We start from the raw sequence: 13,657 nt of genomic DNA on the forward strand, positions 1-13,657 counted from the left end.
CCGGCCGCGACGACGGCACGCTCGCCCGACGAAAAAATTCTTCGCGTTCGGCGTGTCGCACGGCGCTCAGGAACACCGCCCCGCGATCCCCCGGCGACGGCCGCCCCCGCCCGCGCGCCCAGCCCCGCCCGCGCCCGGCACCCGCGATGGGTGGAACGGTATGGGTGTCCGACGCGTCTTCGGTGCCGGCGGGATCGCCCGTGAGCGCCTACGAACCTGAGGGCGTAGACGGATCACGGTCCAGCCGTCGGCCCTGCTGCGCCGGGCCCGGCTTGCGACCGGCCACCGACGACCTCGGCGCCACCGACCAGGTTACGAGGTCGCCCGTGCGATCTCGTCACCGTTGACCGCTACGGTCGTCGCGGGCGCCGCGTCCGCCGCCGCGCCCACCACGCCCGCAGCCGTCCGGAAGGTAGACCCGTCACGTGCCCGCCCCCGCCTCCGCCCGAGTGGCCCGGGCCGTCACCGAGATCTGCGCGCCGGCCGTTCTCGCGGCCGTGATGCCGCTTGTCATCGCGGTGCACAGCACCGCGCCCGCCGTCGCGGCCGGTCTCGGCTGGGCCCTGCTCGCCGTCCTGTTCTGCTCCGTCGTCCCGTACGCCGTCATCTGGGTCAGCGTCCGCCGGGGCCGGCTGACCGACCACCACATCGGGGTACGCGAGCAGCGCCGCATGCCGCTCGTCTACGGCATGTTCTCCGTCCTGGTCGGTCTCGCCCTGCTCGTGGTGGCCGGCGCGCCCGCGCCGCTCGTCGCCATGGTCGTGGTGATGTTCGCGGTGCTGCTCGTCGTCACCGCGGTCAACCAGGTGTGGAAGCTCAGCGCGCACGCCGCGGTGGTCGCCGGTTCGACGGCCGTGCTCGTCGTCGTGCTCGGGCCGGCGCTGCTCCCCGCGCTGGCGCTCGTCGCCCTGGTGGGCTGGTCCCGGGTCCGACTGGGTGACCACACGACCGGCCAGGTGGTGGCCGGCGCGCTCGTCGGCGCCCTGATCGCGGTGCCGACGTTCCTGCTCCTGTCCTGAGACCGGCCGCGGGGCCCGCGCGCGACGCACGGGCCCCGCGGTAGCGGTCAGCGCCGGCCGCGCGGGCCGGGCGCCGGCCGCCAGTTGGCCGCCGCGTTCGGGTCGCCGCTGCCGTCGTAGCGGGCCCGCAGCGGGTACGCGTACACCGGCCGTTCCATTGTGGTCGCGCCGCCGCTCACCTTGGCGGCCAGCACCGAGGCCGGCGCCCGGCCCCGCTCGGTCCAGGCGCGGATCGCGCCGAGCCAGTCGACCCGGTCCGGACCGGGACCGCCGGCGCAGTGGTAGACGCCGGGCAGCAGGTACAGCCGGGCGAACTGCTGCGTCCGGGCCAGTGAGCCGTACCGCCGCACCACGTCCTCGTAGTACTGGATGGTGCCGAACGGGGTGATCAGCGGGTCGGCCAGGCCGTGGTAGAGCATCAACTTGCCGCCCGCGCGGCGGAACGCGTCGAGGTTCGTGGTGTCGGCGTTGTAGACCTTCGCCATCGCGGCCAGGCGGGCCGCGTCCCGGCCCGGGTCGAAGTCCCGCAGCGAGTAGGTCGGCCCCGGATCGGTCGGGAACGCCAGGTAGCGCAGGACCTGCTCGGCGTACGCGCCACCGCCGCTGAGCCCGGTCGGCGAGGTGCTGATGTCGGCGCCGACCCAGCCGCCCTCGGAGCCGAGCGGCAGCCCGCCCGGGTAGAGCTCGCGACCCCGGTCGTCGCGGGGACTGTCGTACCACTTCCGCGCCACCGCGACCTGGGCGGCGCTGAGGCAGTCCGGCGCGGCCGTGCCGCCCGGGCAGAGCACCGTCGCCGGGTCGAACCGGCAGGTACGCGGGTCGTCGACCACGCCGTCGCGGACCACCCCGTCGCAGGCCGCCAGCACGCCCCGGGCCAGCACCGCCGCCGCGGACGCGTCGACGATCTGCCGGAAGTCGGCGTCCCGGTTCTGCAACTCGCGTGTCCCCTGGGAGAGGGGCGCGAGGTAGTTCTGCCGGTTGGCCGGCGCGCCGGCCACGATCCCGTCGAAGTCGCCGGGCCAGCGCTGCGCCTCGATGAGGGCCTGCCGGCCGCCGGTCGAGCAGCCGACGAAGTAGGCGTACGCGGTCGTCTGCCGGGTCACCGCCTTGAGGATCGCCTTGGCCGCCAGCGCGGTCAGGTGCTCGGACAGGTAGCCCCAGGTGTTCTGGGCGGCGGTGTCGTCGTACGCGAACGAGGCGTCCGAGCCGCCGCCGACGTGCCCGGTGTCGTCGGAAGCGACCGCGTAGCCGAGGTCGACGGTGCCGTCGCCGGACGTGCCGGCGGTGGGGATGCTGCCGCAGAAGCCGCCGCCGCCCAGTTGGACGTAGCGGCGGTTCCAGTCTGTTGGCACCTGGAGGCGGAGCTGGACGACCGAGGTGCTGCGGTCGTGGGCGCGGACCGTGATGCCGGCCCGCACGTCGCAGTAGGACGTGCCGGCCGCGGTGGCGCCGGTGGTGGCGGAGGTGACGGTCGTCGGCTGGCCGACGGCGCGACTGAGCTTGCCGGCGGCGACGGCGGAGCAGTCGGGTCGGGGGTTGGGCTTGCCGTGCGCGAGGGCGGGGCCGGGGGAACCGGCGACGACGAGGCCGGCGACGACGGCCAGTCCGGTGCGGAGACGTAACCTGTGGAGCACGATGCCTCCAGTGTTTCGCTGAGCGGAACGTGGCTTGCCGACCACGGCCGGGGAGATGACGCTAGAGCTGGTAATACCGGCTGTCAATATCGAGCCCCGTCGTTCCGCTCAGCGGAACTAGCCGAGCACGCCACGCTCCCGCAGGGCCGCCAGCTCCGCCGGGGACAGACCCAGCTCGTCGCCGAGCACCGCGTCGGTGTCGGCGCCCAACGCCCGCCCGGTGAACCGGATCCGGCCCGGTGTGCGGCTCATCCGCCACAGCGCGTTCTGCATCCGGATCGGACCCAGGTCCGGGTCGTCCACGGTGGTCACCAGCTCCAGCGCCCGCACCTGCGGGTCGTCGAGCAGCTCGCTCGGCTTGTAGACCGGACCCACCGCGGCCCCCGCCTCCGCGAACTCGCGCAGCACCTCGTCGCGGGTCCGCGCCCCGATCCACTCCCCCACGTAACCGTCGAGCAGGTCGGCGTGCTGGGCCCGCTGGCGTCCGGTGGCGAACCAGGGTTCGTCGATCACCTCGGGGTGGCCGACGAGCGTCAGCACCCGCCGGGCGATACTGCCGGCGCTCGTGGAGACGGCCACCCAGTGCCCGTCGGCGGTGCGGTAGGTGTTGCGCGGCGCGTTGTTCGCCGAGCGGTTGCCGGTGCGCTGCTGGTCGATGCCGAGCTGGTCGGCGTAGATCACGCCCGGCCCGACCGCGGTCATGATCGGGCTGAGCAGGTCGAGGTCGATCTCCTGCCCGCGACCGTCCTTCGACCGCTGGAACAGCGCCATCGAGACCGCCGCCGCACCCGCCATGCCGGCGATCGAGTCAGCCAGGCCGAACGCCGGCAGCGTCGGCGGGCCGTCCGGCTCGCCGGTCAGGTGGGCGAACCCGCTCATCGACTCGACGAGCGTGCCGAACGCCGGCCGCGCCGCGTACGGGCCGGACTGGCCGAAGCCGGTGACCCGCAGCAGGACCAGGCCCGGGTTGTCGGCGGAGAGCACGTCGTAGCCGAGCCCCCAGCGCTCCAGCGTGCCGGGCCGGAAGTTCTCGATCACCACGTCGGCGGTGGCCGCGAGCTTCCGGAAGATCTCCGCTCCGGCCGGGTCGCCGAGATAGAGCCCGACCGTCCGCTTGTTGCGGGCGATCATCTTCCACCACAGCGGCTGGTCGTCCTTGGCCAGCCCGTGCCCGCGCATGCCGTCGCCGCGACCCGGGTGTTCGATCTTGATCACCTCGGCGCCGAAGTCGCCGAGCACCTGCGCCACGAGCGGACCGGCCAGGATCGTCGACACGTCGAGCACGCGCAGGCCGACGAGCGGCCCGTCGGTTCCGTCGGACATGGTCACCCCTGGTACGGACGGTGGACGTAACGGCCGCTCGGCGTGCCGACGACGTTGCCGGCGTCGAGCACGCGCCGCCCCCGGACCCAGGTGTCGGTGACCCGGGCGCCGATCTCGAAGCCCTCGAACGGCGTGTACTCCTGGGTGGACGCCGAGTCGGCCGCGCGCACGGTCCAACTGGCGTTCTCCACCAGGCACAGGTCGGCGTCGAAGCCGACCCCGATGGTGCCCTTGCCGGGCAGGCCGTAGCGGCGGGCCGGGTTCCAGGCGATCAGCTGCGCGATCCGCTGGTGCGACAGCCCCCGCTTGCGCCCCTCGGAAACCAGGCCGGGCACCAGGTACTCGGCGCCGCCGAAGCCGGACTTCGCGGCGAAGACGTCGTCGCGCGGGTCGCCGAACTTCATCTCGTCCTTGCAGCACGCGTGGTCGCTGACCACCCAGTCGACGCTGCCGTCGAGCACGTACTCCCAGAGCGCCTCCACGTCCTCCCGCGGGCGCAGCGGCGGGTTCACCTTGCCGCCCAGACCGTGCGCGGTGTCCACGTCGGCCAGCAGGTGCCCGATGGTCACCTCACGGCGGAAGTCGACGTGCGGGAACGTCTTCGCCATCAGCATCGCGGCCCGCAGCGCCTTGCGCGAGGACAGGTGCAGCAGGTTGATGTTGGGCAGGCCGGTCTCGTCGGCCAGGAACGCCGCGATCGACACCGCGAGCCCCTCCGAGTGCGGCGGTCGCGACGCGCTGTAGGCGGCGAGGCCGGACAGCGACGCGTCCTGCTCGACCAGCCTGGTGTAGGCGGTCATGATCTCGGCGGTCTCGCAGTGCAGCGACAGCGACACGTGCGGCGCGGCCTCGGTCAGCTTCTCCCGCGCCGCCTGCACGCCGCGCATCACGAACTCGAAGTGCGCGAGGTCGTAGCGCTCGTCCGGCGGGATCATCAGGAACGAACTCTGGTCGGCGGAGCGCCCGTGCAGCCCGTGGCTGCCGTAGAACATGAAGATCTTGAAGGAGGTGACGCCGAAGTTCTCCACGATCGACGGGATCTCGTCGATGTGCTCCCGCATCATCGGCGCGAGGTGGAAACCGTAGTCGATGAACGACCGGCCCTCCGACGCGGCGAGCACGTGCGGGAAGAACTCCGCGTACGAGCCGCCCCGGTTGAGGTAGTACTGCCCGGTCCGCATGTAGGTGAGCCCGGTGGTGACGCCGCCCTGCGCGCTGGCGCGGCTCTCCGTGGCGGTGTCCTCGGCCAGCGGGTTGTAGATGCCCCAGTGCTGGTGCGCGTCGACCGCGCCCGGGTACGCGAACCGGCCGCGACCGTCCACCACGACCTGCGCCTCGTCGGCCGGGATGTCCGCCGCCAACCGCACCACCTTGCCACCGGCGACGCCGATGTCGAGCCGGTCGCCGTCCGGCGAGCCGGCGTCGGGGCGTACCACGGTGACGTTCTTGATCAAAGTCTCCAGCGGTTTCATGCGCTTCCTTCCGTGGTTCGGGCTTGCGTGGTGCGGGACTGCCCGGTGGCCGCGACGTGGTTCGCCGCGAGGTAGGCGAGGCCGAGCGCGGGCAGCAGGCCGTTGCCGGCGAGGTAGCCGGCCGCGCCGTGACCGGAGATGCCGGCCGCGGCGCCGCCCGAGGCGTACAGCCCGGGGATCGGCCCGCCGTCCCCGCGCAGCACCCGGGCGTGCTCGTCGACCACCAGGCCGCCCTGGGTGTGGAAGAGCGCCGGCACCACCCGGGCGACGAGGTACGGCGGCTCCAGCGGGGCCTCGAAGAAGGCGCGGCCGAACCGGTCGGCGCGCTCGCCCCGGGCCACCGCGGCGGTCTCGGCGAGTTCCGCGTCCACCGCCTCGGCCGGCAGCCCGGTCACCGACGCCAGGGCGGCGGCGTCGGGCGCCTCCCGCAGCGCGCCGGACTCCACGCTCTGCCGGAAGTCGGTGAACGCCAGGCAGGCGTCGTGGATCCGACGGTCGAGCACCAGCCAGCCGGCCGCGTCCGGGCGGGCCGCGAGCGCGGCGGCGTACTCGGAGTAGCCGGTGGTCTCGTCCCCGAACCGCCGGCCGGTGGCGTCCAGCAGGAAGCCGCCGTGCATCACGGTCGCCCAGCCGACCAGCGTCGCGGCGCTCGCCGAGAGCGCGGCGTGCCCCTGGTAGGCGTCGAGGAAGGCGCTCTGCGCGCCGAGCGCGGCCCCGATCCGCAGCGCGTCGCCGCGGGACGTCTCGCTGCCGTGGTAGACCGCCCGGGCGATCTCCGGCAGGTGCTCGGCGACGAGCGCCCGGTCCGCGCCGTAGCCGTTGGTGGCCAGCAGCACCGCCCGGGTCGGGATCTCCTCCCGGGTGCCGTCCGGCCGCTCGACCACGGCGGCGGACACCCCGTCGTCGTCCACCAGCACGTCGACCAGGCGGGCCGGCACCAGCAGGTCGATGCCGGCCCGGCTCACCCGCTGGACCAGGTGGTCGAGCAGGACGGTGCCGTGCCGGCCCTCGACGGTGTGGCAGCGGTCGACCGAGTGGCCCGGGTAGTGGAAGTCGGTGACCAGGGACAGCTCCAGCCCGACGTGGTCGGTCAGCCACTCGACCAGCTCCGCGCTCACCGCGCCGAGCGCGCGGGCGAGCCGCTGGTCGCCCTGGCCCTTGGTCTTGCATGCGACGTCCGCGGCGAACCGCTCGGCCGAGTCGTCGATCCCGGCCGCCCGCTGCCACCGCGAGCCGGCGCCCGGGATCATCGCGGTCGACATCGAGGTGTTGTTGCCCCGGCGGAAGTGCTCGCTGGCCTCCACCACCAGCACGTCGAGGCCGAGCTGCGCGGCGCGCAGGGCGGCCACCAGGCCGCCGCCGGCGCCGGCCACCACGAGGTCGGGCCCGGTCATGAGGGAGTCACCTCCCCCGCGGCGATCAGCCGCAGCGCCAGCGCGGTCGGATCCACCACCCGGGCCGGCAGGGTGACGCCGGCCGGCACGTCCACCGCCGAGCAGCCGTTGATCACGGTACGCGCGCCGTCCGCGGCCATCGTCGCGACGACCCCGCCCAGCGCGTCCGCCCAGCGGGCGGTGTCGGCGATCGCGTGCACGTCCAGGTCCAGCACCTCGACCCCGAGCAGGTCGGCCGACCAGCCGTAGACCCGGGCCCGGGCCACCATCTCGTCGGCGATCGCCCGGTTGCGGGCCACCGCCGCGCACCGGCGGCCGGTCAGCACCGCCCACCCGAGGCTGAGCCGGAGCAACCCGAGGACCGGCACCGGCAGGGTGCCGGCGAGGTCCGCGACACCCGGGTCGAGGACGCAGTCCGGCAGCAGCGCGTCGAATCCGGCCGGCGCGCCGCGCAGCGCGGCGACGACGAGTTCCTCACTCCGGCGTACCTGCGCGTCGGTGTCCAGGGCGCGCGGCGCGTCCGGCCCGAGGTCGTGCAGCACGACCTCGACGCCGGGCGGCGCGAGCGCGGCGTAGCGCGCCTGCCGGCGGGCCAGTTCCTCGGCATCGACATGGATCGGGGTCACGGCGTAGATCCGCACGGTCTTCTCCTAGATCTCGGCGAGCCGGCGCAGGTCGGGCCCGACGTCGGCGCTGCCGGCCAGGCCGGCGGCAACCTCGCGCACGATCCCGACGGTGTCGGCGTCGAGCAGGCGGCCGAGCAACGCGAGCACGTCACCCTCGGCCATCGGGTGGTGGGCCGCGTCGCCGACCGGGTTGGGCACCTCGATCACCCGGGGCGGCGCGCCGGCGCGGCGCACGGTCACCCGGGCCGCCCGCTCGTCGGGCAGCCGCGCGTCGAGGTCGGGGGCCACCCGGAGCACCACCCTGCCGGCCAGCTCGCGTACCCGCGGGTCGTCGCGCCGGCCCTCGGCGGAGACCGCCGGGTCGACGGCGCCGTGCACAAGCGCGGCGGCCACCACGAACGGCGTCGAGAAGAGCGCGGCCAGCCGGCTGTCCCAGGTCGTCCGGGCCAGTCCGCCGGCCAGCGAATGCGTTTCGACCAGGATCTCCTCGACGGTGTCGAGGGCCAGCCCGTCGGCGCGCAGCAGCAGGGCCGCGTCGGCGGCCGGGTGGGTGAACGAGCACGCCGCGTGCCGTTTGAAATAGCCGAGCCGCACGTCCCAGCGCGTGCCGAGCCCGTCGGTGAGCGGCGCCGGGTCGAACCGGCCGAGCACGTCACCGAGCGACACCGCGGGCGTGCCGGTGTTGCGGGCGACACCGGCGGCGGCCATCCGCGCCGCCGCCAGCCCGGACAGGTTGGACGCGCCCAGCCAGGCGTCCCGGACCGGGTTGCCGTCGAGCGCGCTGGCGAAGTGACCGGCCACCGGCAGGCCGGCGCCCGCGTCGATCGCCGCGGCGACGCCCTCGCCCGACAGACCGAGCAGTCGCGCGCAGCCGGCCGCCGCGCCCGCGACGCCCCAACTGCCATGCGGATGCAGCCCGGACCGCAGGTTGGTGGCCCGGCCGAACCGGGCCGCCACCTCGTAGGCCGCGAGCAGCGCCGTCATCGTCTCCGGACCGGGGGCGCCGAGGTCGGCGGCGAGCGCGAGCACCGCGGGCAGCCCGTGCGCCGCCGGATGGCCCTTGGCGTACTTGTGTCCCTCGTCGAGTTCGAGCCGGGCCATCGCCGTCGCGTTGAGCCAGGCGGCGGCCTCCACGGTGGTGGTCGCGCCGCCGCCCACGAGCGGCGCCGGCCCGGGGCCGGGCCGCCACGCCGCGGCCAGCGCCCGCTGCTCGGCCTGCCGGGCGCCGACCGCCGTCACGCCGAGCGAGTCGAGCAGCACCAGCCCGAGCTGGTCGCGGGCGGCGTCCGGGACGTCGGCCCAGCGCAGCCCGGCGGTCCAGGCGCCGAGCCGGGCCACGGCCGCCACGGTGGAGGTCACGTCAGAGCCCCAGGTACGCGGCGCGGACCCGGTCGTCGCGGGCCAGCTCCGGCCCCGGGCCGTCGAGGACCAGGCTGCCGCTCTCCAGCACGTACGCCCGGTCGGCCAGGTTGAGCGCGTGCGCGGCGTTCTGCTCGACCAGCAGCACCGAGACGCCCCGGTCGCGGATCGCCCGGATCGCGTCGAGCACGGTCCAGGTCAGCTTCGGCGACAGGCCGGTGGACGGCTCGTCGAGCAGCAGCAGCCGCGGCCCGGCCATCAACGCCCGGCCGATGGCGAGCATCTGCTGCTGCCCGCCGCTGAGCGTCTCGGCGGCCTGGGCGCGCCGCTCGGCGAGGATCGGGAACAGGTCGTAGACCTCGCGCAGCGGCTCGTCGAGCGGCTTGCGCCCCCGGGTCCAGCCGCCCATCCGCAGGTTCTCCTCGACGCTGAGCGGCCCGAACAGCGCCCGCCCCTCCGCCACGTGCAGCAGGCCGCGGCCGACCAGTTCGCTCGGGCGTACGCCGTCGGCCCGCCGGCCGTCGAAGGTGATCGTGCCCGCGGTCGGCCTGATCAGCCCGGAGATCGCCTTGAGCGTGGTGGTCTTGCCGGCGCCGTTGGCGCCGACGATCGCCACGATCTCGCCCTCGGCGACCCGCAGGTCGAGTTGGTGCAGGATCTGCAGGCCGTGGTAGCCGGCGCTGAGCCCCTCAAGCGTGAGCATGCGGGTCCTCCCCGAGGTATGCCTCGATGACCCGCGGGTCGCGGGTCACCTCCTCCGGCGCGCCGGTGGTGAGCACCCGGCCCAGGTCGAGCACGAGCACCGAGTCCGACAACCGCATGACGGCGGCCATGATGTGCTCGACGAAGACGAGCGTCACGCCGTCGGCGGTGCGCAGCTGTTCCAGCAGCTCCATCACCGGCGCCCGCTCCGCCGGCACCAGCCCGGCCAGCACCTCGTCCAGCAGCAGCACGCGGGGCCTGCTGGCCAACGCCCGGGCGAGTTCCAACCGTTTGAGCGCGGCGGTGGGCAGGCCCTCGGTGGGTGCGTCGCGCCACCGGCCGAGGCCGACCCGCTCGATCAGCTCGGCGGCGGCGGTCCGGGCGGTCCGCTTGGCGGCGCCGCCGGCCAGCACCGCGACGGCGACGTTCTCCAGCACGGTCATCGAGTGGAACGGACGCATCAGCTGGAACGTGCGGGTCATGCCGGCGGCGGTCACCTGGTGCGGCGAGTGCCCGGTGATCTCCCGACCGGCCAGGTGCACCCGGCCGGAGTCCGGCCGCAACGCGCCCGCGATGAGGTTGAAGATGGTGGTCTTGCCGGCGCCGTTGGGCCCGATGACGCCGAGGATGCTGCCCTCGGCGACCTCGAAGCTCACCTCGTCGACCGCGCGCAGGCCCTTGAACGACTTGGAGATGTTGTCGACCCGCAGCAGCGTCATCGTCGGGACCACCTTTGCCGGATCGTTCCGTAGATGCCCTTCGGCAGGACCAGCACGATGATGATCAGCAGGGCCCCGTAGACGATCACGTCGAGCCCGCTGCGGCCCTGGAGGAACTCCAGCCCGGGCGGCGGGTTGCGCAGCAACGTCGCCGTCACGTCGTTCAGCGGACCCATCACCACCGAGCCGATCACCGGGCCCCAGATGGTCGCCACGCCGCCGATCACCGCGGGCAGGATCGCCTGGATCGACACGCTCGACCCGAACGCCAGGTCGGGGTCGATGAACAGGAAGTACTGCACGTAGAAGGTCCCGGCGACCGCGGTGATCGCGGCCGAGAGCGCCATGGTCGTCAGCTTGTAGCGCATCACCGGGATGCCGACCGCGGCGGCGGCGTCCTCGTCGTCGCGGGCCGCCTTGGTGAACTGCCCGGCCCGGGAGCGGACGTACAGCACGCTGACCACGAGCGCGGCGACGGTGAGCGCGAGCGCGACCCAGAAGTAGTTCGGCGAGCTGGGCTCGAACTGGAGCCACCACCACGAGGCGTCGGGGCGCAGCGGCACGTGGTAGCCGACCGCCCGGTTGACGAAGTCGCTGTTCGTCGCCCAGAGCCGGAGCATCTCGGCGAACGCGAAGGTGGCAAGCGCGAAGTAGGCGCCGCGCAGCTTGTAACGCAGCGCGAGGAAGCCGATCAGGGTGGCGAACGCGGCGGCGAGCACCATGCCGACGAGCATCCCGATCCACGGCGACACCTGGCGCTCGACCAGGAGCCAGGCGCCGGCGTACGCGCCGATGCCGAAGTAGGCCGCGTGCCCGAAGCTGAACAGGCCGCCGAAGCCGCTCATCATGTTCCAGCCGATGCTCATCAGCGCGAAGATGAGCACCCGCACCGCGACCGACGCCTGCGCCGGCGGCAGGACCAGCGGCAACGGCACCAGCAGCACGGCGAGCACCGCGATGGCGAGCAGGTGCCGGTTCCACGGCAGGCGGGGCAGCGGCTTGCCGGTCGCGGCCTCCGGCGCCGGCGGGGCGGTGGTGGTCGTCATGCCGACCTCCCGAAGAGTCCCTGCGGACGCAGGAAGAGCACCAGCACGAAGACGATGAACACCGACAGCAACGGCGACTGGCCGGGCAGGTAGATGCCGCCGAGCTGCTCGGCCAGCCCGATGACCAGGCCGCCGACGAGCGCGCCGACCACGTTGCCCATGCCGCCGAGCACGACCACCACGAAGGCCACGATGTTGAACAGCGCGCCGGTGGTGGGCTCGATGGTGACGAGCGGCGCGACGAGCGTGCCGGCGGCGCCCGCGCAGGCGGTGCCAAGCGCGAAGGTCACCGCGTAGATCACCCGGGTGTCGATGCCGACGAGCTGCGCGCCGGTGTCGTTGGCGGCCACCGCGCGGATCGCCGTGCCCAGCCGGGTGCGTTGCAGCAGCAGGTAGAGCAGGCCGGCCAGGAGCAGCGCGCCGACGAAGGCGAGGATCCGGGACAGGTTGGCCACCGCCCCGAGGATCTGCACGCCGCGGTCGCCGGGAAGCGACACCGAGCGCGGGTTGGCGCCGAAGAACAGCAGCAGCGCGTTCTCCGCGATCAGCGAGATGCCGAGCGTGATCAGCAACTGGTTCTCCAGCGGCTTGCCCATCGCGCCGGCCAGGATGCCGCGCTGCACCAGCACACCGAGCAGGAACATCGCCGGCACGCTGGCCGCGAGCGCGAGATAGGGATGCAGCCCGGCCTGGGTCAGCCCGAAGGTGAGGAACAGGGCCAGCGCCAGGAAGCTGCCGTGCGCGAAGTTGACGATGTCGAGGACGCCGAAGATCAGGGTGAGGCCCATCGCGATCAGGCCGTAGACGCCGCCGATCAGAACGCCGGTGGCCACCGCCTGGACGACGACCACCCCGCTGCCGGAGCGGACGTAGGCGAGCGCGACCGCGAGCACGACGAGCGCGCCGACCAGCGCGTACCGTCGCCACTGCACGGCATGGCCGGCGGGCGCGCGTACCTCGTCGGGCTCCAGGGTCGCCACGTCGCCGCCGCCGGCGGCGACGTGGCCCTGGTCGGCTGGCGACGTCACTGGTTCTTGAAGGCGGGGTAGACGGGCTTGGCCTCCGCCTTGTCGGTCGGGAACACCTGCTTGACCACGCCACCCTGGACCTGCATGAGGATCGGCGTGGCGTTCTCGTTCTCCCCGGTCGGGCCGAACGTGATCGGGCCGTTGCCGGCGATCAGGGTCGGCACCGAACCCTCGGCGATCGCGTCGCGCACCTTGGCCGGCTCGGCGTCGCCGGACCGTTCCAGCGCGTCGGCGATCACCCGGACCGAGTCGTACGCGAGCACCGCGCCGGTGCGGATCTCATCGTTGTAGCGCTCCTGGTAGAGCTTGGCCAGCGCCTGCATGTCGGGGTTGGTCATGTCGGCGTGGTAGTTCGCGTCGAAGAAACCCTCGGCCGCGGCGCCCGCCTCCTTGGGGAACTGCGGGAGGTCGAACGCGCCGTTGGCGACGCCGTAGACCGCGTTGAGGGCCGGCGGTTTCACGGTGGCGACGGCCTTGGCCGCCAGTACGCCGTCGCGGTAGTAGCCGGCCACCATCAGCACGTCGGCGCCGCTGGCCTTGACCTGGGTGACCTGTGTGGTCAGGTCGGAGACGTTCGCGGCGTCGTAGCCGATCGCCGGGCCGACCTTGATGCCGGCCTTCTCCGCCTCGGCCTTGAAGGCGTCCCGGACGGCGGTGCCGAACGGGCCCTGCTCGTGCAGCACCGCCACGGTCTTGACCGGCTGGCCGGCCGCCTTGGCCACCTGGTCGAGGAACTGCGCTCCGGCGGTGCCGAGCACGGTGGAGCTGGGCTGCACCCGGAACGTGTACTTGTAGCCCTGGGCCAGGATCGAGTCCGCACTCGACACGTCGATCACCAGCGGCACCTTGTTGCGTTCGGCCACCGTGGACACGTTCGCGGTGACCGCGCTCTGGTAGGTGCCGACCAGGCCGACCGCGCCGTCGGAGATGAGGCGCTGCGCCTCGCTCTGGCCGACCTCCGGCTTGCCCTGGGTGTCGGCACTCACCAGTTCCAGCTTCTTACCGCCCTGCGACTTGATGCCGCCGGCGTCGTTGATGGCCTCCACGGCCAGCTTGGCGCCGTTGTCCATCTGCTGCCCGTCGGCCGCGGACGCGCCGCTGAGCGGGTGCAGGGAACCGATCTTTATCGTGCCGCCCGACTGCGCACCGCCACCGTTGCTCGTGCCGGCGGGTCCCGACCCGCCGCACGCGGCGAGGGCCAGCGGCAGGGTCAGGGCGAGGCTCAGGGTCCAGGTCTTCCTCATGGCGTCAGCTCCTGGGGGTGACCGTGTTCCGCAGCACGGAACATCACATGGGGGATGATGCTGGCACCGCCCGCCTACCCGGTCAAGGGTT

12 protein-coding genes are annotated in these 13,657 nt (G+C 73.7%); 1 reads left to right on the plus strand and 11 read right to left on the minus strand.

What is annotated here, in order from left to right:
- Positions 1–500 precede the first annotated feature (500 nt).
- Positions 501–1,019 carry a hypothetical protein gene (locus tag O7613_RS13300; protein WP_282294530.1) on the plus strand — a complete coding sequence of 173 codons (519 nt, stop codon included), beginning with the start codon at positions 501–503 and terminating at the stop codon, positions 1,017–1,019.
- Between the two features lie 47 nt (positions 1,020–1,066).
- On the opposite strand, the gene O7613_RS13305 is transcribed toward O7613_RS13300, so the two are convergent.
- From O7613_RS13305 to O7613_RS13355, 11 genes are all read right to left on the minus strand, one after another.
- Positions 1,067–2,653 (minus strand): tannase/feruloyl esterase family alpha/beta hydrolase, encoded by a 1,587-nt coding sequence (locus O7613_RS13305; RefSeq protein WP_282294138.1) that lies wholly within the window; start codon positions 2,651–2,653, stop codon positions 1,067–1,069.
- 117 nt (positions 2,654–2,770) lie between these two features.
- Positions 2,771–3,976 carry a CoA transferase gene (locus O7613_RS13310; protein WP_281588235.1) on the minus strand — a complete coding sequence of 402 codons (1,206 nt, stop codon included), beginning with the start codon at positions 3,974–3,976 and terminating at the stop codon, positions 2,771–2,773.
- Between the two features lie 2 nt (positions 3,977–3,978).
- Positions 3,979–5,448 carry a dihydroorotase family protein gene (locus O7613_RS13315; RefSeq protein WP_281588233.1) on the minus strand — a complete coding sequence of 490 codons (1,470 nt, stop codon included), beginning with the start codon at positions 5,446–5,448 and terminating at the stop codon, positions 3,979–3,981.
- The gene (locus tag O7613_RS13320; protein WP_282294139.1) at positions 5,445–6,842 is read right to left on the minus strand and encodes an FAD-binding protein; all 1,398 of its coding nucleotides are present in this window, start codon (positions 6,840–6,842) and stop codon (positions 5,445–5,447) included. The genes O7613_RS13315 and O7613_RS13320 overlap by 4 nt, the downstream gene beginning before the upstream one ends.
- Positions 6,839–7,483: an aspartate/glutamate racemase family protein gene (locus tag O7613_RS13325; protein ID WP_281588230.1), complete on the minus strand. Its 645-nt coding sequence runs from the start codon at positions 7,481–7,483 to the stop codon at positions 6,839–6,841. The genes O7613_RS13320 and O7613_RS13325 overlap by 4 nt, the downstream gene beginning before the upstream one ends.
- A 9-nt stretch (positions 7,484–7,492) precedes the next feature.
- Positions 7,493–8,827 carry an MmgE/PrpD family protein gene (locus tag O7613_RS13330; protein ID WP_282294140.1) on the minus strand — a complete coding sequence of 445 codons (1,335 nt, stop codon included), beginning with the start codon at positions 8,825–8,827 and terminating at the stop codon, positions 7,493–7,495.
- Between the two features lies 1 nt (position 8,828).
- Positions 8,829–9,530, minus strand: a complete 702-nt coding sequence (locus O7613_RS13335; protein ID WP_281588226.1) for an ABC transporter ATP-binding protein — start codon at positions 9,528–9,530, stop codon at positions 8,829–8,831.
- Positions 9,517–10,248, minus strand: coding sequence for an ABC transporter ATP-binding protein (locus tag O7613_RS13340; protein WP_281588224.1), 732 nt, complete (start codon positions 10,246–10,248; stop codon positions 9,517–9,519). Before O7613_RS13340 ends, O7613_RS13335 begins: the two co-directional genes overlap by 14 nt.
- The gene (locus O7613_RS13345) at positions 10,245–11,294 is read right to left on the minus strand and encodes a branched-chain amino acid ABC transporter permease (RefSeq protein ID WP_282294142.1); all 1,050 of its coding nucleotides are present in this window, start codon (positions 11,292–11,294) and stop codon (positions 10,245–10,247) included. Before O7613_RS13345 ends, O7613_RS13340 begins: the two co-directional genes overlap by 4 nt.
- Complete coding sequence (locus O7613_RS13350) at positions 11,291–12,322, minus strand: branched-chain amino acid ABC transporter permease (protein ID WP_282294143.1); 1,032 nt, start codon at positions 12,320–12,322, stop codon at positions 11,291–11,293. The genes O7613_RS13345 and O7613_RS13350 overlap by 4 nt, the downstream gene beginning before the upstream one ends.
- Positions 12,319–13,566 (minus strand): ABC transporter substrate-binding protein, encoded by a 1,248-nt coding sequence (locus tag O7613_RS13355; RefSeq protein WP_282294144.1) that lies wholly within the window; start codon positions 13,564–13,566, stop codon positions 12,319–12,321. The genes O7613_RS13350 and O7613_RS13355 overlap by 4 nt, the downstream gene beginning before the upstream one ends.
- Between the last annotated feature and the right edge of the window lie 91 nt (positions 13,567–13,657).

Source organism: Micromonospora sp. WMMD975, assembly GCF_029581215.1.
In the GTDB taxonomy this organism is placed as follows: Bacteria; Actinomycetota; Actinomycetes; order Mycobacteriales; family Micromonosporaceae; genus Micromonospora.

Coding starts and splice junctions, on each gene's coding strand:
- O7613_RS13300 (WP_282294530.1), top strand. CDS start 501: ATGCCGCTTGTCATCGCGGTGCACAGCACCGCGCCCGCCGTCGCGGCC.
- O7613_RS13310 (WP_281588235.1), bottom strand. CDS start 3,976: ATGTCCGACGGAACCGACGGGCCGCTCGTCGGCCTGCGCGTGCTCGAC.
- O7613_RS13315 (WP_281588233.1), bottom strand. CDS start 5,448: ATGAAACCGCTGGAGACTTTGATCAAGAACGTCACCGTGGTACGCCCC.
- O7613_RS13320 (WP_282294139.1), bottom strand. CDS start 6,842: ATGACCGGGCCCGACCTCGTGGTGGCCGGCGCCGGCGGCGGCCTGGTG.
- O7613_RS13335 (WP_281588226.1), bottom strand. CDS start 9,530: ATGCTCACGCTTGAGGGGCTCAGCGCCGGCTACCACGGCCTGCAGATC.
- O7613_RS13340 (WP_281588224.1), bottom strand. CDS start 10,248: ATGACGCTGCTGCGGGTCGACAACATCTCCAAGTCGTTCAAGGGCCTG.
- O7613_RS13345 (WP_282294142.1), bottom strand. CDS start 11,294: ATGACGACCACCACCGCCCCGCCGGCGCCGGAGGCCGCGACCGGCAAG.
- O7613_RS13355 (WP_282294144.1), bottom strand. CDS start 13,566: ATGAGGAAGACCTGGACCCTGAGCCTCGCCCTGACCCTGCCGCTGGCC.